The organism is Leifsonia sp. Root227, assembly GCF_001428745.1.
GTDB lineage: Bacteria > Actinomycetota > Actinomycetes > Actinomycetales > Microbacteriaceae > Leifsonia.
Genome location: NZ_LMIO01000004.1, coordinates 41,322 through 61,793 on the forward strand (window position 1 = coordinate 41,322; position 20,472 = coordinate 61,793).

Sequence of the window (20,472 nt, forward strand, 5' to 3'; positions counted from 1 at the left end):
TCCTGGGCTTGGTCGGTAGGATTGTGGGGCGGGCAGCGTCCCGGAACACCCCACAACTCGCAGGACACAGGGAGCACCATTGGCTGAACAGTCACGACTCGATTCGGTAATCACGCTGGCGCAGCACCGCGGCTTCGTGTTCCCCTCCGGCGACATCTACGGCGGAACCCGCTCCGCGTGGGACTACGGGCCCCTCGGCGTCGAGCTCAAGGAGAACATCAAGCGCGAGTGGTGGAACACCTTCGTGCGCGGCCGCGGCGACATGGTCGGCCTCGACTCCGCTGTCATCCTGCCGACCGCCGTGTGGGAGGCCTCCGGCCACGTCAAGGTGTTCAGCGATCCGCTCACCGAGTCGCTCATCACCCACAAGCGCTACCGCGCCGACCACCTGTTCGAGGCGTACGAGGCCGAGCACGGCCACCCGCCCGTGAACGGACTCGCCGACATCGCCGACCCCGACCACCCGGACAAGATCGGTCAGTGGACCGAGATCCGCCAGTTCTCCGGCCTGATGAAGACCTACCTCGGCGTCGTCGACGACGAGTCCGGTGTGCACTACCTCCGCCCGGAGACGGCGCAGGGCATCTTCACCGACTTCGCCGCCGTGCTGCAGACCGCGCGCAAGAAGCCGCCGTTCGGCATCGGCCAGATCGGCAAGGCGTTCCGCAACGAGATCACGCCGGGAAACTTCATCTTCCGCACCCGCGAGTTCGAGCAGATGGAGATCGAGTTCTTCGTCGAGCCCGGCACGGACGAGGAGTGGCAGCAGACCTGGATGGACCTCTGCTGGAACTGGTTCATCGATCTCGGCATGACGCCGGAGAACATCCGCTGGTTCGAGCACCCCAAGGACAAGCTGGCGCACTACTCGAAGCGCACGGTCGACATCGAGTACAAGTTCAACTTCACCGGAAGCGAGTGGGGCGAGCTGATGGGCGTCGCCAACCGCACCGACTACGACCTCAAGACGCACATCGAGAACTCGGGCAAAGACCTGAGCTACTTCGACCAGAACAAGAACGAGCGCTACGTTCCGTTCGTGATCGAACCGTCGTTCGGTCTCACCCGCGCTCTCATGGCGTTCCTGGTCGACGCGTACGACGAGGAGGAGGTGCCGAACGCCAAGGGCAAGACCGACAAGCGCACGGTCCTGCGCCTCGACCCGCGCCTCGCGCCCGTCAAGGTCGCCGTGCTCCCGCTCTCGCGCAACGAGGCCCTGTCGCCGCTTGCCCGCTCGCTCGCCGACCACCTGCGCAAGCGCCGCAACGTGGACTTCGACGACTCCGGTGCGATCGGCCGCCGCTACCGCCGCCAGGACGAGATCGGCACGCCGCTCTGCGTCACGGTCGACTTCGACTCGCTCGAGGACAACGCCGTGACGGTTCGCGACCGCGACACGATGCAGCAGGAGCGCATCCCGATCGACCAGCTCGACGAGTACCTGGCGAAGCGCCTCAAAGAGATCTAGAGCGCGCAGTATTAACGCTTGCGCTGTGGGGACGGCCGTTGCTATGGTCGTCCCCACAACAGCACATGCGAGCGTCTTCCAACGTTAGGATGCCGGCCTTCCCGGTCGGCGATGCAGTGTTCAACTCCTGCCACTCGCTCCACCCTCTTCCCCGCCGCGGCTCACGCCACGGCGGGTTTTTCGTGCAGGGTCGCGCGCGTCAGCCGAGGTGCGGAAGCTGCCATCCGAACACGACGGCCAGGATGCGCAGCACGAAGCACACAGCGAACCCCGCGGTCATCGCGGCGAGCGCCGGCACCCTCGCCCGCCCGAGCAGCCCGAACACGAGGGCGCCGGCCGCCGCCGCTGTCGCGTAGACGCTCGACGTCAGCACGAACGGCACCCGGTTGAGCAGCACATCCCTGACCACGCCGCCGCCGACACCGGTGATCGTGCCGAGCATCACCACCACCCACAGGTTGGAGCCGTTCCGCAGCGCCTTGTCGGCGCCGGTCACGGCGAAGAGCGCGAGCGCCGCCGCATCCAGTGTCGTGAGGACGGCAGCCGGGATGTCGACGGACCCCGCCGCGAGCACGAACGCCAGCACCGATCCGGCGAGCGCCACGATGATGCGCACCGGCGAGCGGAGGGCGGCAGGTGGCGCATCCCCCAGCAGCAGGTCGCGGATGACCCCACCGACGAGCGCCGTGGAGAAGCCGACCACGAGCACGCCGAGGAGGTCGAGTCCGGCCGCCGCCCCCGCTGTCGCCCCCTCGATCGCGAAGAGACCGGTCGCGGCGATGTCCACGGCGTCGAACAGCACGGAGCCTGTCCTGCGGCGGGATGCGGTGGCTGCGGCCTGCATGGCTCTGGTCTAGCAGATGCCCGAATCAATACCTGCATTTCCGGCTCGGCCGCTAGGGTGGTGCCACGCGCCTGAGGAGACGCACAGGGAGCACGGGGAGACGCGATGGACCTCCTGTGGGGGATACGCATCATCGACGGGCCGGTCTACTGGACCTTCCTGGTGGCCAGTGCGGCCTTCTTCCTCTACCTGCTCATCCGCAGGCCGACGACGCGGTGGATTCTGACCGCCCTGATCGGGATGCTCGGGGGCGCGGTCGTCGCCGTCGGCCTGTTCCTCGTGGTCAACGCGCTCGACGTGTTCGGCACGCCGCTGCCCCGGCAGGTGGCGTTCTGGCTGATGGGGACGTTCGCCGCCCTCGGGCTGGCCCTCGTGAATCTGTGGGCGTCGCACTGGTGGAGGAAGGTGCTCGCCCTGATCGGCATCGTGATCTTCGCCATCACCGGCACGCTCGGCGTCAACGCGTACTACGGGCTGGATCCGACGCTTGGGTCGCTGTTCGGCATCAGCACGGCCAAGAAGATCGACATCGACCACCCCGTCAACACGGCGTCTCCCGACCCGACACGTCCGCTCTACGAGACCTGGAAGCCGCCGGCCGACATGCCGAAGACCGGCAAGCAGGGCACCCAGGTGATCCCGTCCAGCGGGTTCGACGCCCGCCCGGCCGGCATCTACCTGCCGCCGGCGGCCCTGGTGAACAACCCGCCGCGGCTGCCCGTCGTGATCTTCATGATGGGATACCCGGGCAACCCGGACCCCGAGTACATCGGCGGCGTGCTCGATCAGTTCGCCGCCCAGCACCAGGGGCTGGCGCCGATCGTGGTCGTCGCCGACCAGATCGGCACGAAGGGCGACCCGGCCTGCGCAGACTCCAGCACGTTCGGCGCGGCGGAGACGTACATCACCAAAGACGTCCCCGCGTGGATCAGGACGCACCTCAACGTGCTTCAGTCCCCCGCATCCTGGACCATCGGCGGCTACTCCAACGGCGGGGCGTGCGCGTTCAAGTACGCGGCAGAGCATCCCGACCAGTACGGGAACCTGCTCGTCGTCTCCGGGGACGAGTATCCAGGCGTCGAGATCCAGAAGCAGACGATCGCGCAGGTGTTCGGCGGCAGCACCGCGGCGTTCGACGCGGCGAAGCCCACCTCGATCCTCGCGGCCAACCCTGGACGGTACTCGTCGATGACGGCGGTGTTCACGGTCGGCGGCAACGACCCGACCTTCGTGCCAGGCGTCGAGCGCAACGCCAAGGCGGCCGAAGCCGCCGGCATGAAGACCACGTACTACGTCGTCCCCGGCGCAGGCCACGTGGTGGATGCGCTCAACGGCGGCCTGACGAAAGACTTCCAGATCCTCTACCCTGTCCTCGGGTTGAGCAGACCGTGACGGAGGAGACGATGAGCACCACCGACACACAGCGGCAGACGGCTCCGGATGCGCCGACCCCTGCCGAGCGCAAGCCGCCTGCGCCGTTCTGGGTGGCGGTCGGCCGGTACGCACGCGTCGCACCGGCGAGCATCGCCCTCGTGGTCATCGTGCTCGTCACCTCGATTCTCACCAGCACGATGTGGATGCCGGCGACGATCGGCGGCGACTCGCTGGTGTGGGCCGCCGGCGTCACCTCCACGATCCAGGCCGGCTTCTGGTGGACGCCCTTCACGGCTCTGTTCGTGCCGGAGGATCCAGCGCAGCTCATCGTCGTGGTCATCCTCGCTCTCACCCTGTTCGCGGCCTCCGAACGCCTGATCGGGACGCTGCGCGCGGTGATCGCGTTCCTGGTGACCGGGGTGGTCGGGATCACGATCGGTGTCCTCGGGCAGTGGGCGGCCGCATCCATCGGGGAGATCTGGGCAACGAGCACCGAGTTCGACTTCACGCTCGACCCCACCATCGGGATCATCGGGGCGCTGATCACGGCGAGCGCGTTCGCCTCGGCCCTGTGGCGGCGGCGCATCCGGCTGCTGACCTTCGCTGTCGTGATGATGTTCGTGCTCTACAACGGCGACCAGAACAACGTCTACCGCCTGATCGCGGCGCTGCTCGGGCTGGCGCTCGGCACGATCCTCCGGCCCGGCTCGATGAAGCGCATCCGGCGCAGCTCACACGCGGAGACCAGGAACCTGGTCGCCGCGCTCATCGCCATCACGGCGTTCGGCCCCCTGGTCGCCCTGCTGCCGCCCGGCGGGCTCGGCCCGTTCTCGTTCATCAGCGCGCTGTTCGAGCACCAGCAGGTGGCGACGCAGACCGTGCTCGACCAGTGCGACAAGAACTTCACCGCCAACTGCCGCCTCGACCTCGCCCTCGTCTCGGTCGACGGCGTCGGTCCTCTGCTGCTCAGCTTCCTGCCGCTGGTGCTGTTGATCGTGACCGCGATCGGGCTGCGACGGGGGCGCAGGTTCGCCCTCATCCTGGGCATCGTGGTCAACGTCGCGATGATCGTTCTGCCGTTCACGGCGCTCCCGGGCGGCAACCTGACGATCGACGCCAACGACATCAAAGACCTCGCGCCCGCGATCGAGCTGCTGTTCTGGGTGCTCGCCGCGTTCGTCGTGCCCGTGGCCTCGATCGTCCTACTGCTGATCACCAGGCGGCAGTTCCAGATCCGGGCGCCGCGCGCCGCCATCGTCCGCTTCGCGATCATCATCGTGAGCGCGTTCGTGATCCTGGCCGTCGCCTACCTGATCGCCGGCCTGGCGTCGCTCACGGAGTTCGTGCCGGACGCCACCATCGGGGACGTGTTCGCGTCGACCCTGCGCCGGTTCGTGCCCTCCGGGTTCGAGTCGATCACCGGGACCGTGATCGTGCCCACAGTGCCGTTCGTCAGCATCCTGTACCAGTGGGTCGGTCCGGTGTTCTGGGCCGTGTTCGTGCTCGCTACGCTGCAGCTGTACCGGGCGACGGCAACCGGCCGCACGGTCGGCGACGAGCTGCACTTCCGCGAGCTGCTGAAGCGCGGCGGAGGCGGGACGCTCGGCTTCATGGGCACCTGGCCAGGCAACGTCTACTGGTTCAGCGAGGACAGGGACGCCGCCGTCGCATACCGGGTCATCAACGGCATCGCGATCACCCTCTCCGACCCGGTCTGCTCGCCGGAACGCGCGGAGCGGACGATCGCCGAGTTCGTCTCGTTCTGCGACGCCAACAGCTGGGTGCCGGTGTTCTACAGCGTGCACGGCGAGTACCTGCCGGTGTTCGACGCCCTCGGCTGGCAGTACATGTCCGTCGGCGAGGAGACGCTGATGCACCCACAGACCTTCGACATGGCCGGCAAGCCGTGGCAGAAGGTGCGGCAGGCGCACAACCGCGGGATCAAGGAGAACATCTCCACGCTCTGGACCACCTGGGACGATCTGCCGCCGATCCTCGCCACCCAGATCACGGCGATGAGCGAGCAGTGGGTATCTGAGAAGGAGCTGCCGGAGATGGGCTTCACCCTCGGCGCCCTCGCCGAGCTGAAGGACCCGGATGTGGCGCTCTACCTGGCGCTCGACCCCGACGGGGGGCTGCAGGCGATCACGAGCTGGCTGCCCAGCTACCGCGACGGGAAGGTGGTGGGCTACACGATCGACTTCATGCGCAGAGGCGACGCATCCATCCCGGGCATCATGGAGTTCATCATCGCGTCCGCCGCCCTCCGGATGCAGGGCGAAGGGGTCGAGGTGCTGAGCCTGTCCGGGGCTCCGCTCGCCACGAAGCCGGTCTCGGACGGCGCACCCCCCGCCGACCCGACCACGATGGACCGCCTGCTCGGGTTCCTCGGCCGCACCCTGGAGCCCGCGTACGGCTTCGCCTCCCTGTTCAAGTTCAAGAGCAAGTTCAACCCGACGTACGAGACGATCTACATGGCGTACCCCGACCCTGTCGCGCTGCCTGCGATCGGGAGCGCGATCGGCAAGGCATATCTGCCGGATGCGCACGCGCGCGAATACCTCGCACTCGCCAGGACGCTGATGAAGTGAGGCTGGCGTAGGTTGGTGCCATGCAGGCCGACACCACCCGCACCGCCATGATCATCGGAGGCACTGGGCAGATCGGCGCCGCCGCCGCCCGCCGCCTCGCCGCCGACGGCTGGTCGGTTCTCGTCGCCCACCGCGGCACGCACTCGGGGGATGCGGCGCTCGCCGACCTCGACGTCACCACCATCCGCCTCGACCGCGACGACACGGATGCGCTCCTCGCCAAGGCGCGCGGCCACGATCTCGTGCTCGATACCGTCGCGTACGAGCCGAAGCACGCCGACCAGCTCGCCCGCCTCGCCGGCGACGTCGGCTCCCTCGTCGTCATCTCGACCGGCTCGGTGTACACCGGCCGCAACGGCGGCTACCTCGACATCGTGACGGGGCCGGACGACTTCCCCGACTACCCGATCCCGCTCCGCGAGGACGATCCCACCGTCGACAACCGCAAACGCACATACTCCCCGCTCAAGGCGGCGATGGAGCGACGCCTGCTCGCCACGGCCGACCTGCCGGTGAGCATCCTGCGGCCAGGCGCGATCCACGGCCCGTTCAGCCCGGCGCTGCGCGAATGGTTCTTCATCAAGCGGGCGCTGGACCGCCGCGAGGTCGTCGTGCTCTCCGACGACGGGGCCAACCGGTTCAGCACATCGTCAACGGTGAACATCGCCGAGCTCGTCGCCCTGTGCGCAGAGCAGCCAGGCCCGCGCGTTCTGAACGCGGTCGACGACGACAACCTGAGCGTGGCGGAGATCGCAGCGACGGTGTTCGACGCGCTCGACAGGGAGGTGGAGATCGTCACCTTCCCGGGCCCGCCCGTTGACGGCCTGGGCTCGACGCCGTGGACGGTCGCGCATCCACTGGTCCTCAGCATGGCGCGCGCGACCGTGGACCTCGGTTATCGGGCGCCGGTGACGTACGCCGACTCCGTTCGGGCGGCGATCGACTGGGCGGTGCGCGAGGCGCACGCCGCCGAACGCCGCGACGAAGGCTGGGAGAGGGTGTTCCCGACGCTCGCCGAGCGGGCGACGGCGGACGGGTGGTTCGACTATGCGGCGGAGGATGCGTATGTGGCGGGGCGGTAGCCGCTAGAACACGTACTCCAGCAGGTCGGCGCCGACCGTGCGCATCCCGTCGATGACGGAGAGGCGGGCGGCGAGGCTCGCGTCGTCGAAGTACATCGAGACCGCGTATGTGACACCGGCACGTGGGCCGCGGAGCACGCCGACCTCGCTTCGGACGCCGCGGTCGACGCCGGTCTTGTTGACCAGCAGGATGCCGTGCTCGGCGTTGCGGTGCGCGTGCGGGTCGAGGCCGAACGCGCTGGAGACCAGGGAGAAGTCGCTGTTCAGGGACAGCCAGGAGATCACGCGCTGGCTTGTCTGAGCGTCGACGATCTCGCCGCGGGCGAGAGCGGAGAACAGCCAGGTGAGCTCGTTGGCGCTGCCGACGGAGAGCTGCGGGGCGTCGTCGGGGCCGCGGTGGTCGCGCACCAGGTCGAGCAGCGCTGTGCGGGTGAGGCCGAGGGCCTCCGTGCGGGCGCTGACGGCCTCCAGGCCGACGCGGCGGAGCAGGACGTTGGTGGCCAGGTTGTCGCTGGTCGCGCCGACCAGCGCGGCGAGGTCGGCCACGGGGAGCGCGGGGACGGCGAGGTGCTGCCAGATGCCGGAGCTGCCGACCGCATCCTGAGGGGAACGGTCGAGGAGCGCGAGCGGGCTCAGTTCGCCGGACTGCAAGCGGGCGGCGACCTCCACCAGGAGGAGGACCTTGCCGATGCTGGCCGTCGGCATCACCACGTGGTCGTCGACGGAGAACAGCACAGCACCCGTGGTCAGGTCGGTCGCACGCGCAGACACCTGCACGCCGCCGAGCGCGAGCTGGCCGAGGACGGCGAAACCGCGACTGAAATCCTCCGGGGCGCTTGCTCCCCGATGGCGTCCACGACGAGACGAAGCGTGCCTGCTGCGGCGTTCGGAATCCTGGGTCTGGATCGTCACGGGGATGGGTGGTCCTTCGTCCGAGTCGGGTGTTTCGGGTGCGGTCCTCCGGGGCCGCGCGCGTGCCGACGGGTGGGTCGCCCCGGGCACAACACGCTCGATGTTACCCCGCGGAGAGGAGCGTCGCGCACCCTCTCCGCGGGGACCGTGCCTTGGCTACCAGATGGTGACGCGCTGCTCGGGCGCGAGCCACAGGGCGTCGCCCTCCGACACGCCGAACGTGTCGTAGAAGCCGTCGATGTTGCGGACGATCTGGTTGCAGCGGAACTCGTTCGGCGAGTGCGGGTCGATCGCCAGCAGGCGGATGACCTCCTCGTCGCGGCCCTTCTGCTGCCAGGCCTGCGCCCAGGACAGGAAGAACCGCTCAGCGCCGGTGAGGCCGTCGATCACGGGAGGCTCCTCGCCGTTCAGCGACAGCAGGTACGCCTTCCAGGCGATGCCGAGACCGCCGAGGTCGCCGATGTTCTCGCCGATGGTGAGAGCGCCGTTGACGTGGTGGTCGGGAACCTGCGCGGGAGCCAGAGCGTTGTACTGCTCGATCAGGCTGCTGGTGCGCTCCTCGAACGCCGCGCGGTCGGCGGCGGTCCACCAGTCCTGCAGGCGGCCGTCCCCGTCGAACTTGGATCCCTGGTCGTCGAAGCCGTGGCCGATCTCGTGCCCGATGACCGCGCCGATCGCGCCGTAGTTGGCCGCCGCATCCCGTGTCTCGTCGAAGAACGGGAACTGCAGGATGGCCGCGGGGAACACGATCTCGTTGAAGCCGGGGTTGTAGTACGCGTTGATGGTCTGCGGCGTCATGAACCACTCGTCGCGGTCCAGCGGCTTGCCGATCTTGCCCAGCTCGCGGTTGAACTCGAACAGGCTCGTGGCGCGCACGTTGGCGAGCAGGTCGGTCGGGTCGACCGCCAGCGCGGAGTAGTCGCGCCACTTGACCGGGTAGCCGATCTTCGGGGTGAACTTCTCCAGCTTGTCGAGGGCGCGGTCGCGGGTGTCCTCGCCCATCCACTCGAGGGTCTGGATGCTCTGCCGGTACGCCTCGATGAGGTTGCCGACCAGCGCATCCATCGCCTGCTTGGCCGTGGGAGGGAAGTGCTTCTCGACGTAGATGCGGCCGACGGCCTCGCCCATCGCGCCCTCCACCAGGGAGACGCCGCGCTTCCACCTGGCGCGCATCTGCGGCGTGCCGGTGAGCGTGCGACCGTAGAAGTCGAAGTTGGCCTCGACGAAGTCACCGGACAGGTACGGGGCCGCACCGTGGATGATCTGCCAGGCCAGCCAGTCCTTCCAAGCCTCGAGGCGATCCTCGGTGAGGAGACCGGCGAGACCGGAGGTGAACGACGGCTGCCGCAGCACGACCTCGGCGAGGGCGCCGTCCGGTGCGCCGAGCGCCTTCTGCCAGATGCCGAGGTCCGCGCCGTCTTTAGCGTCGCCGGCGAACAGCGCCTCCGCGTCCGCCCAGTCGAACAGGTTGTAGGTCTTCTCGGAGTCGCGAGACTTCACGTTGTCCCAGTGCTGCGCGGCGATCTGCGTCTCCAGGTCGAAGACGCGCTGGGCGCGCTCCGGTGCGTCCTGGAACCCGGCGAGCTCGAACATCCGCTGGATGTGCGCGACGAACGCCTCGCGGATCGGGGCGAAGGTCTCCTCGCGGAAGTACGATTCGTCAGGCAGCGAGATGCCCGACTGTTCCACGAAGACGAGGTAGCGCTCCGGGTTGCCTGGGTCGTTGTCGACGAAGAGCTGGTAGAACCCGGCGAGGCCGTGGCGCTCCAGTTTGCCGATGGTCTCCAGCAGGCTCGGGATGCTGTCGGCGGCGCTCGCGAACGCGAGCTGGCTCTCGATCGGCGTGACGCCGAGGGCCTCGATGCGGTCCTCGTCCATGAAGCTCGCGAACAGGTCGCCGAACTTGCGTTCCTCTGTGCCCTCCTGCGCATTCTGGGCTGCCTCGATGATCTCGCGGACGGCCGCTTCGGCCTCCTCCGCCAAAATCATGAAGGAGCCCCAGCGCGCCTTGTCGCCAGGGATCTCGGTGCGGTCGATCCACTTGCCGTTCACGTGCCGGAACAGGTCGTCCTGCGGCCGGACGGCGGGATCGAGTTCGGAGGTTTCGATGCCGGAAGTCAGGGTCATTCCGCCAGCCTACGGGGTTCGCGGTGCGGTGCCGAGAGCCCTGAGTCTGACGAACGTGGTGAGGAACAGGGCGGCGAGCACCAGCTCGACCAGCACGGAGACGGTGCCGGATGCGCTGCCGTAGCCGACCATCGACAGCACGGTGTTGACGAGCGCCATGAGCAGGTAGCCTGCACCGAGCACGCCGCTGAGCAGCGGGCGCGACGTCATCCGCCACCACGGCCGCGCAGCGGCGACCGGCTCGCCCGGTCCGCGGAAGAGCCGGCTGGCGAGATACCACCCGGCGAGCTGCAGGATCGACAGCGCGATGGAGCCCGGCTCCCAGCGCAGCGCGTTGAGCAGCAGCGCCAGCCCGGCGTTGACGGCGAGCAGCACGACGACGACGAGCGTCTTCTGTACTGGTGTGGTGAAACGCATGGTGCTTTCAGCATCCCACCCTGGCGGGTCTCGCCGCCCTGCGACGCGCGTGGCCCCCGGCGAGATACCAGTATCTGTCGCCGACGCGCCGGGCGGCGGCGCAGTCACTGGTGTCTCGTGGCTCAGCCGAGGATGCGGATGGGGAAGGCGACGAGGGCGTCGGACGGGATGGGCGCGAACAGGTCGCGGTGCCAGAGGCCGTCGTTGTGGCGGACGAGGATGTCGCCGCGGCCGTCGTGCTCCGGGTACGGGGCGAGGATGCGGCTGCCGGCCGGCAGCGTGTCGAGCTCGGACGGGGTCCAGGCTTCGGCGATGGGGTCGAGGGAATCGAAACGGATTCCGAGAGTTGCTGTGTTCATCATTGCGGTACTTCTTTCAAAGCGTGTGGTTGATCCGCCGTCACGCGTCGACGTGTGACGTTCGCGACCGGTGCTCGGGATGAGCGGCCTCGCGATGGGCGGTGGCGGACAGGTGGTCCGCGGTGGGAACGGGCTGGTTCGGCCCGGTTTCGCGGCGACGATGAGAGGGGCGTCAAGCCGAACGAAACGGTGTGTTCCGCATCCAGTGTAGCGGATGCGGCTGGGAGTCGGTCAGGAGCGGGCCGCGCGGATCTGTTCCCACTCGTCCAGCAGCTCTGGCAGGCGCTTCTCGAGGAAGCGGTAGAAGCCAGCCATGTCGCGCAGGCGCTCTGTCGCCAGCGAGTCAGGGTCGTCGACGGCGGCGATGCCGGCGTCGGCCTGGGCGGCGAGCACGGCGTAGATCGGGGACTGCCTCGTCATGGAGGCGTACCAGTCGCTCGGCAGTTCGTAGCGGTCGCGCCGGCTCGCCGACTGGGAGACGCGGCGGACGATGCCGATGGTCTGCAGGTAGCGGACTGCTCCGGAGATGCCGGCCGGGCTCGCGGAGAGGCGGTCGGCGAGCTCGGCGGCGGTCATCCCCTGCTGCTCGGTGACGGTGAGGGCCATCAGGACCCTGGCGGGCATCTTCGGGAAGCCGGCGGAGGTGAGGACGGCGGCGGCGTGCTCGAGCACATCGTTCAGTGCCCGCTCGTCTTTCGCCACCGGCCTATCCTTTCATTTCCGCGAGCTCGATGGCCCGCATCGGCAGAACATCCGCGTCACCCGATCGCGAAGTCCCTGCGGCGGATGAGCAGCGTCGCCGCCGCCGTCGCGATGACGGCGATGCCGAGCATCCAGTAGCCGCCCGTCCAGTCCGGGGTGCCGACGACCACGGGCGAGTGCGCGAACGGCGACAGGTCGTGCACCCAGGTCGGCAGCCCGATCAGGCCGCCGAAGATGCCGACGAACGCGCCGAGGCCGAGCAGCGTCCAGCCGAGCGGGATGGTCCAGCCCGGCAGCACGACGAACACCAGCGCGAGCACCCCCAGATAGACGAGAGCGACAGGCAACTGGGCGGCAGCAGCGGCGAACGAGTCGCCGATGCGCGCGGCGTCCTCCCCCGCTCCCACCGCGGCGAGGCCGGATGCGAGAGCGGCGGCGACGAGCACCAGCACGATCGCGATCACCCCGACAAGGAGGAACTGCAGCAGCCAGCGCACCCGCGAGAGCGGCGTGGACATCAGCACCTCTGCAGCGCCCCCGGCTTCCTCCTGCCGCAACCGGATGACCGCCTGCGTCGCGCACGCGGCGGCGAGCACGCCGACGATGGAGAAGATCGCCGAGATGAAGATCTGCGTCAACGGCCCAGAGCCGCCGGCGCCGATCTCCCCGAGCGCCTTCCGGATGCTGCCCAGGCTCGGGTCGTTGGCGATCGACGAGCTGACCACGCTGCCGAGGGCTCCGGCGAGCAGGCCGGTGAACAGACCGCCGACCGTCCAGCCGAGGATGGTCGGCCACTGCAGCCGCCAGGCCAGGCCGAGCGGTCCGGCGAGCATCGCCCGCGCATCCCGTCGTCCTGGGCGCTCGGCGATCAGCCCCGCGCCGCTGTCGCGGACGGACTGCAGCGCGAACACCACGGCCATGAGCACGACGGCGAGCCCGAGCTGCAGCAGCAGCGGCCGCCAGTCGTTGGCGCCGTACGGGTCGAACTGCTCGCCCCAGCCGATCGGGCTCAGCCAGGTGGGCCACGCGCTCACCATGTGGGCGCCGTCGCCGGTGACTGTGCCTGTGGCGTCTCCGATGCCGCGCAGCAGGTAGGCGAGCACCACGATGGCCGAGGCGAAGCCGTTCGCCCCGCGCGAGGTCATCATCAGCTGCGACAGCAGCAGGCCGACGGCGAGGAACGAGATGCCTGCGCCGCCGACGGCCGCACCGGCCGCGAACGATCCAGCCACCGGCAGCCCTGCCGCGATGAAGCCGAGGCCGGTCGCGACGGCGAGCACCACGTTCGCCAGCGCCCCGTGGATGAGCGTGGCGACGGTCGGCAGGATGCGCGCGGCCGGGGTCGACGCGACCAGCTCCGCCCGGCCGGTCTCCTCCTCCGCGCGGGAGTGCCGCACAGCGAGGAAGGTCGACATGAGCCCGGCCAGCAGGGCGAGGAAGGTGAAGATCTCGAAGAAGGTCACGGCGGCGAGGCCGGTGCCCTGCGGGAGGCCGCGCAGCATCAGGATGGCCGGGTTGGCGATGGCGAGCTGCATCAGTTCGACGCGACCCTTCGCATCCCCGTAGGTGTTGCTGATGCTGGCGGCGGAGAACGCGGCGAGCATGGCGATGCCGACGATCCAGATGAGCAGCTGCCAGCGGTCGCGTCGGATGCGCTGGCGCAGCAGCACCGCGAGGGTGCGGCCTCTGCCCTGGTCGCGGCGCGCCGCGGTGTGCTGGTGCGTCGCAGGTCCGGCCGAGCGGCCGGTGGACTGCGTTGCGGTGGTCATCGTTCGTTCGCCCCCGTGAGCTCGTCGCCGTAGTGGCGCAGGAACAGCTCCTCCAGCGACGGAGGTGCGACGGTGAGGCCCTGCGTGTCCAGCTCGGCGAGCGCGGAGAGCACGCCGGACAGCTTGTCGCTGTCCGCGGTGAACCGCACCCGCCCGTCTGCGGTGTGCAGGTCGTGGGCGTTCGGGATGCGCGCGAGCTGCGCATCCGACACCCCGTCCGCGACGAACGAGACCTCGGTGCGGGTGAGGTGGCGGAGCTCGGTGAGGGTGCCGGACTCGACGGTCCTGCCCGCGCGGATGATGCTCACCCTGTCGCAGAGCTGTTCGACCTCGGAGAGGATGTGGCTCGACAGCAGCACGGTGGCCCCGTCGCGGGCGACGCGGGCGATCTCGCTGTTGAAGGTCGCCTCCATCAGCGGGTCGAGGCCGCTGGTCGGCTCGTCCAGGATGTAGAGGTCGGCCGGGGTGGCGAAGGCGGCGACGAGCGCGACCTTCTGCCTGTTGCCCTTCGAGTACGCGCGGCCCTTCTTGGTGGGGTCGAGCTGGAAGACGTCGACGAGACGCTTCTTGCGTTCGGCGTACACGGCCTTGTCCGCCGTGCCGCCGCGGAGCCTGGCGATGAGGTCGATGGCCTCTCCCCCGGACAGGTTGGGCCAGAGGTTCACGTCGCCCGGCACGTACGCGATGCGCCGGTGGAGTTCGACGGCGTCCTTCCACGGCTCGCGGCCGAACAGGGTGGCCCTGCCGCCGCTCGCCTTGGCGAGGCCGAGCAGGATGCGGATGGTCGTGGACTTCCCCGCGCCGTTCGGCCCGAGGAATCCGTGCACCTCGCCCGCTGTGACGGAGAGGTCGAGACCGTCGAGCGCACGCACCCGACCGAACCGCTTTTCGAGGCCGGTAGCCTCAATGACTGTGTCCATGAAGCGTGACTCTACGCTTGTTTCAGTAATTTCTGAATATTCCTAACGGAATTCTTACGGGGTGTCGCGCGCGGATGCCCTATGGTCGTTGCGTGCCCCTCGCTCTCATCACCGGCGCTGCGCGCGCCGACGGCATCGCGGCCGGGATCGTGCCGCGGCTGCGCGCCGACGGCTGGGAGGTCGCCACCAGCGATCTCGCCGACACCGACTATCCCTGCGATCTATCCACCGCGACCGGGCCCGGCGAGCTGATCGCCGCCGTCACCGCCGAGCGCGGGCCGATCGGGGCGCTGATCCTCAGCCACGCCCACGACGTCGAGTCGGGAATCCTCGACACGACCGCCGACAGCTTCGACAGGCACGTCGCCGTCAACGCCAGGGCGAGCCTCCTCCTGATCGCCGCCTTCGCACGCCAGGTCGCACCGGGCGGCGGGGCGATCGTCGCACTCACCAGCGACCACACGACGGGCAACCTGCCGTACGGCGCATCCAAGGGTGCACTGGACCGCATCGTCATCTCCGCAGCACGAGAGCTCGGCCCGCTCGGCATCTCGGCGAACGCCGTCAACCCCGGCCCCATCGACACCGGCTGGATGGACGACGAGCTCCGGGAGACGCTCACCCCCGCGCATCCGCTCGGACGCCTCGGCACCCCGGCCGACATCGCGGCCGTCGTGTCCTTCCTGGTCTCGGACGAAGGACGCTGGGTGTCCGGGCAGCTCCTGCACACCGACGGCGGTTTCTCGGCGCGCTTCTGAGCGGAGGCCCGCGATAGCGTTGGTGCGTCGTGAAGCAATCCACCGCCCGCCCGGTCGACCGGGACATCCTGCGCCTCGCCGTGCCCGCGCTGGGCGCGCTGGTCGCCGAGCCCGTCTTCCTGCTCGCCGACTCCGCGATGGTCGGGCACCTCGGCGTCGCGCCCCTCGCCGGGCTGGGGATCGCCAGCGCGATCCTGCAGACGATCGTCGGCCTGATGGTGTTCCTCGCGTACAGCACGACGCCCGCCGTCGCCCGCCGCCTCGGCGCAGGGGACCTGCGCGGCGCGGTGGCGTCCGGGGTCGACGGCTGCTGGCTGGCGCTCGGGCTCGGCATCGTGCTGGCGGTGGGCGGCTGGTTCGCGTCCCCGGCGCTGGTGAGCCTGTTCGGCGCATCCACTGCCGTGTCGGAGGCGGCGACGCGCTACCTGGAGATCTCGATGCTCGGGCTGCCCGCGATGCTGCTCGTGTTCGCGGCGACCGGTCTGCTGCGCGGGCTGCAGGACACGAAGACGCCGCTCGTGGTCGCCGTCGCCGGGTTCGCGGTCAACATCGTGCTGAATTACCTGTTCATCTATGTCGCAGGGCTCGGGATCGCGGGGTCGGCGGTCGGGACGGTCGTCGCGCAGTGGGCGATGGCCGCGGTCTATCTCGTGATCGTCGCGGTGAACGCGCGCACGGTCGGCGCACCGCTGCTGCCGCACCACACCGGACTCACCAGCACGGCCAGATCGGGCGGCTGGCTGCTGCTGCGCACGGCCAGCCTGCGTGCGGCGATGCTGCTCGCTGTATTCGCCGCGACCAGGCTCGGGCCCGACGAGCTCGCCGCGTTCCAGGTGGCGATGACGGTGTTCGCGACCGTGGCTTTCGCACTGGATGCACTGGCCATCGCCGCGCAGGCCCTGGTCGGCAAGGGGCTCGGGGCCGGTGACCTGGCCGGGGTGCGCGCTGTGCTGAGGCGGTGCATCCAGTGGGGCATCGGCGCCGGGGTGGTGCTCGGCGGGGTGGTGCTGCTGACCAGCCCGGTCGCTGCCGGGCTGTTCACTGGCGATGCGACGGTGGCCGCGCTGCTGCCGCCCGCGCTGGCGATCATCGGCGTCGGAGCGCCGCTGGGCGGGTACGTGTTCGTGCTCGACGGCGTGCTGATCGGGGCGGGCGACGCGCGCTACCTCGCGCTGACCGGGCTGGTGAACGTCGCGGTGTTCGTTCCGCTCGCGGCGGCCGTCGTGGCGTGGGGAAGCCACGACGTCGCCGGGTTGGCCTGGCTGACGGCGGCGTTCGCGTTCGGCTACATCGGCGCGCGGGCGGTCACGCTCGGCCTGCGGGCGCGCGGCGACAGGTGGATGCGCGCTGGCGCCTGAGCGGCGCGCGGGGTCAGCCGAGCCAGGACCGCGCGGCGACCACGAGGGCGCGCACGCCCGTGCCGATCGTCGGCTGCGCCAGCGGAGCGAAGTGCGGCGAGTGGTTCGACGGGATGTCCGTCTCCGCCGTTCCCGCCGCCATGGCCGCCGCGACCTTCTGCGGGTCGCCTCCGCCGAGCATCCAGTAGACCAGCGGAACACCGGCCGCCGTCGCCAGGTTGCCGACGTCCTCGCTGCCGGAGAGCGCGCCGGGGTCGAAGATGCGGTCCTCGCCGAACTCCGCAGCGAATGCCGCGTTCACCCGCGCCGTCGCCTCCGGCTCGTTCACCGTGACCGGGTACCGCTCGCCGTAGACCACGTCGGGCGCCACGACGGCACCGGATGCCGTCGCCTCGGCCGCGATGATCCGCTCGACCGACGAGAGCACCCTGTCGCGCACCTCCTCGTTGAAGCTGCGGACGCTGATCCCGAGGGTCGCGTCTGCGGCGATGATGTTGTTCGCGGTGCCGGCGTGCAGCGACCCGACCGTCACGACGGACGTGTCCTGCGCCGCCACCTCACGGGACACGACGGTCTGGAGCCGCATGACGGTCGCCGCTGCCATCACGACGGGGTCGATGGTCGTCTCCGGGCGCGAGCCGTGCCCGCCGCGGCCGTGGAGGGTGACCTCCATGGTGTCGACGGCGGCCATCGCCGCGCCGGAGTGGGCGCCGAGCATCCCGGCAGGGAGAGGGGTGACGTGCTGGCCGAGCACGATGTCCGGCGTCGGCACCTTGTCGTAGAGGCCGTCCTCGATCATCACCTGGGCGCCTCCTCCGTGCTCCTCTCCCGGCTGGAAGACGGCCACCAGCGTGCCGGACCATGCATCGCGATCGGCGACGAGGCGCTCGACGGCGCCGAGCAGGCAGGTGATGTGGATGTCGTGACCGCACGCGTGCATGACGGGGACCGTCGCGCCGGTGTGATCGACGCCGGTCTGGGTGGACGCCCAGTCGAGGCCGGTGTCTTCGAGCACGGGCAGCGCATCCATGTCGGCGCGCAGCAGCACAGTGGCGCCGTCTCCGTTGCGGAACACGCCGGCGACACCGGTGCCGCCGATGCCGGTCACGACCTCGACGCCGAGCCTGGTCAGCTCGTCGGCGACGATGCCGGAGGTGCGGTGTTCGGAGAAGGAGAGCTCCGGGTGGCTGTGCAGGTCGCGGTACAGGGCTTCGAGATCCATGATGCCCAGCCTATGCGCGACGCGCGCCTGCACCGCCCGACTCACGCGGTGCGCGGCGCCGCCGTGGTGTTGCCCAGGTGGAACACGCTCGTGAAGGTCGCCGGATGCGCGACTCTGCCCTCGAGCATGTCGACGATCGCCGCGCCTGCCGCCCTGCCCTTGTCGACAGCGGGCTGCACGAGGGTGGTCAGGTCGTACGGCCAGAGGCCGTCGACGCGGGCGCCGTCGAAGCCGACGACGCTGACGTCGGCCGGCACCTCCAGGCCGGCCTCCTCAGCGGCGCGGATCACGCCGGCGGCGAGCAGGTCGCTCTGCGCGATGATCGCGGTCGGGCGCTTCGCCGGGTCGTCCAGCAGGGCGTGACCGGCGATGCGGCCCTCCTCCACGAACGATCCGCGGGTGATGTACCCACCGGCTTCCGGGAACACGTCGCGGACGCCGGCCAGGCGCTCGATGGTGGTGTTCGAGCTTCCCGCTGCCACGCGCTCGGCGGTGAGCGAGCCGCGCGAGCGGTCGCGGGTGAGGGAGAGGGTGACGACGGCGACGTCCGTGTGGCCGAGGTCGGCGAGGTGCTGGGCGGCGACGCGGGTGGCCTCGCGGTTGTCCTGGGCGATGGTCAGGACCTCGTCTGCCGGGTCGCCCTCGATCGCGACCAGCGGGATGCCTCGCTGGCGGAGCATGGCGACCGACTCGTCGAGGCGGGGGCTGCAGCCGATGAGGACCACCGCATCCATCGGCGCGTCCTCGATGCGCTGGGCGGCCTCCCCCGCGTCGGTGAGGATGAGCAGCCCGGCGTCGATCGCGGCGATCTCCTCGGAGATGCCGTCGAGGAGGGCGATCTTGATCGGGTCGCGGAAGGCGTCGCCGACGCGCTCCTCCATGACGACGCCGACGATGCCGGAGCGGCCGCGGCGCAGCGACCGGGCGCGCGGGTCGGGGCCGGCGTAGTTTAGCTGCTTGGCAGCGGCGAGGACGCGGTCGCGGGTGGCGTCGGAGACGGGGCCCGTGCCGCTGAAGGCGAGGGAGGCGGTGGAGTTGGAGACGCCGGCCAGGCGGGCGACCGCGGCGAGCGTCGGGCGGACGACGGCGGCCGCGTCCTGCTCCGGGTCGGGCTTCTCCACGTCTGACTTCTCCACCTCGGGGGTCGTGCTCGTGTCGTTCACATGTGGTAGCTTAGTCGAATCGTTTCGATCGAAACGATTCGACACCCCTTTCGCCCACTCAAACAGCAGGATTCAGCCGATGTCGCAGACGACCCCGACCAGCACCAGAAGCCGCCGCGAACTGCACGCGTGGCGCAACGCGGTGTTCGTCATCTTCATCCTCAGCGGGCTCGCAATGGCCAGCTGGGTCGCCCGCATCCCCGGCGTGCGCGACGGCCTCGGGCTGGGCAAGGACCCGTCCGCTGTCGGGCTGCTCATCCTCGGGCTGTCGGCCGGAGCGATCGTCGGCCTCGTCGCCGCGTCCCCGCTGCTCGTCCGGTTCGGCCCGCACAAGGGCATGGTGGGCGGCCTGTTCATCGTGTCGGCCGGCATGATGCTCATCGGCGTCGGCGCATCCATCGCCCACTCGGTGCCGCTGGTGGCGATCGGCCTCATCCTCCTCGGCTTCGGCAACGGGATGGTCGACGTGATGATGAACGTCGAAGGCACGGCCGTCGAGCGCGAGATCGGCAAGACCCTGATGCCGCTGATGCACGCCTGCTTCAGCCTCGGCACGGTCATCGGCGCCGGCTTCGGAGCAGCGGCGGCCGCCCTCGGGATCGACGTCTCGTGGCACCTGATCGTGACGGCCGTGGTGATCGCGGTCGCCATCGTCATCGCCGTCCGTTTCGTCCCGCGCGAAGCCGAGCTCGGCGACGAGGTCGCGAACACGCCCGCCGTTCCGTTCCGCCAGCGGATGCGCGAGAACCTGGCCGTCTGGGCGGACTGGCGCCTCATCCTCATCGGCGTCGTGATGCTCGGCATGGCGTTCGGAGAGGGCTCGGCCAACGACTGGATCTCCCTCGCGGTGGTCGACGGACACGGCCAGAGCAACTCGACGGGCGCACTGGTGTTCGGCTTCTTCGTGGCCGCGATGACCCTGGGCCGCGTGCTCGGCGGCCCGCTGGTCGACCGGATCGGACGCGTCCTCGCCATCCGGATCACCGGCGGCCTCGGCGCGGCAGGGCTCCTCATCTTCATCCTCGGCGGACCGCTCTGGGTGGTCATCATCGGCACGGTGCTCTGGGGCTTCGGCGTCTCGCTCGGCTTCCCGCTCGGGATGTCCGCCGCCTCCGAGGGCGCGGCCAACCCCGCAGCGCGCGTGTCTGCTGTGGCGATCATCGGCTACTGCGCCTTCCTGGTGGGACCGCCGGTCATCGGCTTCCTCGGCAAGGAGTTCGGCCTGCTCAACGCGCTCTACCTGGTGCTCGTGCTCCTGATCGCGGCGTTCGCGGCGGCCGGCGCTGTGCGGCCGGTCGCGAAGCCGGCGCCCGCGGCGTCGCCGGCGTCTCCCGCTTCCGAGCCCGCCGCGTAGCGGCGCGCACGCCTCGTGCGCAACGTGCGGTCGCGGCCAACGTGACCGCACG

Annotated in this window: 17 protein-coding genes and 1 tRNA gene; 8 read left to right on the forward strand and 10 right to left on the reverse strand. The window is 69.9% G+C overall.

Annotated features, from left to right (window positions below; all coding sequences use genetic code 11):
* Window positions 1–79: 79 nt before the first annotated feature.
* Together ASE16_RS14830 and ASE16_RS19805 are read left to right on the forward strand one after the other, a co-directional pair.
* Window positions 80–1,468 carry a glycine--tRNA ligase gene (locus tag ASE16_RS14830; RefSeq protein WP_055896728.1) on the forward strand — a complete coding sequence of 463 codons (1,389 nt, stop codon included), beginning with the start codon at window positions 80–82 and terminating at the stop codon, window positions 1,466–1,468.
* Between the two features lie 67 nt (window positions 1,469–1,535).
* Window positions 1,536–1,610: transfer RNA gene (locus ASE16_RS19805), tRNA-Gly, on the forward strand.
* A 57-nt stretch (window positions 1,611–1,667) separates the two neighbouring features.
* Here ASE16_RS19805 and ASE16_RS14835 read toward each other — a convergent pair.
* A complete protein-coding gene (locus ASE16_RS14835) occupies window positions 1,668–2,312 on the reverse strand; it encodes a trimeric intracellular cation channel family protein (protein ID WP_055896731.1) in 645 nt (214 codons plus the stop codon).
* Between the two features lie 105 nt (window positions 2,313–2,417).
* Here ASE16_RS14835 and ASE16_RS14840 point away from each other — a divergent pair, with 105 nt between their 5' ends.
* The 3 genes from ASE16_RS14840 to ASE16_RS14850 are packed head-to-tail and all read left to right on the forward strand — an operon-like array spanning window position 2,418 to window position 7,359.
* Window positions 2,418–3,704 (forward strand): alpha/beta hydrolase, encoded by a 1,287-nt coding sequence (locus ASE16_RS14840; protein ID WP_055896734.1) that lies wholly within the window; start codon window positions 2,418–2,420, stop codon window positions 3,702–3,704.
* An 11-nt stretch (window positions 3,705–3,715) separates the two neighbouring features.
* Window positions 3,716–6,277 (forward strand): DUF2156 domain-containing protein, encoded by a 2,562-nt coding sequence (locus ASE16_RS14845; protein ID WP_055898795.1) that lies wholly within the window; start codon window positions 3,716–3,718, stop codon window positions 6,275–6,277.
* A 20-nt stretch (window positions 6,278–6,297) separates the two neighbouring features.
* The gene (locus tag ASE16_RS14850) at window positions 6,298–7,359 is read left to right on the forward strand and encodes an NAD-dependent epimerase/dehydratase family protein (protein ID WP_055896737.1); all 1,062 of its coding nucleotides are present in this window, start codon (window positions 6,298–6,300) and stop codon (window positions 7,357–7,359) included.
* 3 nt (window positions 7,360–7,362) lie between these two features.
* Here ASE16_RS14850 and ASE16_RS14855 read toward each other — a convergent pair whose 3' ends face one another.
* From ASE16_RS14855 to ASE16_RS14885, 7 genes are all read right to left on the reverse strand, one after another.
* Complete coding sequence (locus ASE16_RS14855; RefSeq protein ID WP_055896740.1) at window positions 7,363–8,271, reverse strand: serine hydrolase; 909 nt, start codon at window positions 8,269–8,271, stop codon at window positions 7,363–7,365.
* A gap of 156 nt (window positions 8,272–8,427) precedes the next feature.
* The gene (locus tag ASE16_RS14860; RefSeq protein WP_055896743.1) at window positions 8,428–10,398 is read right to left on the reverse strand and encodes a M13 family metallopeptidase; all 1,971 of its coding nucleotides are present in this window, start codon (window positions 10,396–10,398) and stop codon (window positions 8,428–8,430) included.
* 9 nt (window positions 10,399–10,407) lie between these two features.
* Entirely contained in the window at window positions 10,408–10,815 is a 408-nt protein-coding gene (locus tag ASE16_RS14865; RefSeq protein WP_055896746.1) for a hypothetical protein, read from the reverse strand.
* Window positions 10,816–10,937: 122 nt separating this feature from the next.
* Window positions 10,938–11,177, reverse strand: coding sequence for a hypothetical protein (locus ASE16_RS14870; RefSeq protein ID WP_055896749.1), 240 nt, complete (start codon window positions 11,175–11,177; stop codon window positions 10,938–10,940).
* A 228-nt stretch (window positions 11,178–11,405) separates the two neighbouring features.
* Window positions 11,406–11,876, reverse strand: a complete 471-nt coding sequence (locus tag ASE16_RS14875; RefSeq protein WP_055896752.1) for a GbsR/MarR family transcriptional regulator — start codon at window positions 11,874–11,876, stop codon at window positions 11,406–11,408.
* A 56-nt stretch (window positions 11,877–11,932) separates the two neighbouring features.
* Window positions 11,933–13,645 carry an ABC transporter permease gene (locus tag ASE16_RS14880; protein ID WP_055896756.1) on the reverse strand — a complete coding sequence of 571 codons (1,713 nt, stop codon included), beginning with the start codon at window positions 13,643–13,645 and terminating at the stop codon, window positions 11,933–11,935.
* Window positions 13,642–14,565, reverse strand: a complete 924-nt coding sequence (locus ASE16_RS14885; protein ID WP_055896758.1) for an ATP-binding cassette domain-containing protein — start codon at window positions 14,563–14,565, stop codon at window positions 13,642–13,644. Before ASE16_RS14885 ends, ASE16_RS14880 begins: the two co-directional genes overlap by 4 nt.
* Before the next feature lie 92 nt (window positions 14,566–14,657).
* Between ASE16_RS14885 and ASE16_RS14890 the strand changes: the two genes are divergently transcribed.
* Together ASE16_RS14890 and ASE16_RS14895 are read left to right on the forward strand one after the other, a co-directional pair.
* Window positions 14,658–15,323, forward strand: coding sequence for an SDR family oxidoreductase (locus ASE16_RS14890; RefSeq protein ID WP_082581499.1), 666 nt, complete (start codon window positions 14,658–14,660; stop codon window positions 15,321–15,323).
* A gap of 29 nt (window positions 15,324–15,352) precedes the next feature.
* Window positions 15,353–16,681 (forward strand): MATE family efflux transporter, encoded by a 1,329-nt coding sequence (locus tag ASE16_RS14895; RefSeq protein WP_235500523.1) that lies wholly within the window; start codon window positions 15,353–15,355, stop codon window positions 16,679–16,681.
* Between the two features lie 13 nt (window positions 16,682–16,694).
* Here ASE16_RS14895 and ASE16_RS14900 read toward each other — a convergent pair whose 3' ends face one another.
* Together ASE16_RS14900 and ASE16_RS14905 are read right to left on the reverse strand one after the other, a co-directional pair.
* Window positions 16,695–17,903 (reverse strand): amidohydrolase, encoded by a 1,209-nt coding sequence (locus ASE16_RS14900; RefSeq protein ID WP_055896762.1) that lies wholly within the window; start codon window positions 17,901–17,903, stop codon window positions 16,695–16,697.
* Window positions 17,904–17,944: 41 nt separating this feature from the next.
* Entirely contained in the window at window positions 17,945–19,024 is a 1,080-nt protein-coding gene (locus ASE16_RS14905; protein WP_055898801.1) for a LacI family DNA-binding transcriptional regulator, read from the reverse strand.
* 121 nt (window positions 19,025–19,145) lie between these two features.
* Here ASE16_RS14905 and ASE16_RS14910 point away from each other — a divergent pair, with 121 nt between their 5' ends.
* Window positions 19,146–20,420 carry an MFS transporter gene (locus tag ASE16_RS14910; RefSeq protein ID WP_055896764.1) on the forward strand — a complete coding sequence of 425 codons (1,275 nt, stop codon included), beginning with the start codon at window positions 19,146–19,148 and terminating at the stop codon, window positions 20,418–20,420.
* The last annotated feature ends 52 nt before the right edge of the window (window positions 20,421–20,472 follow it).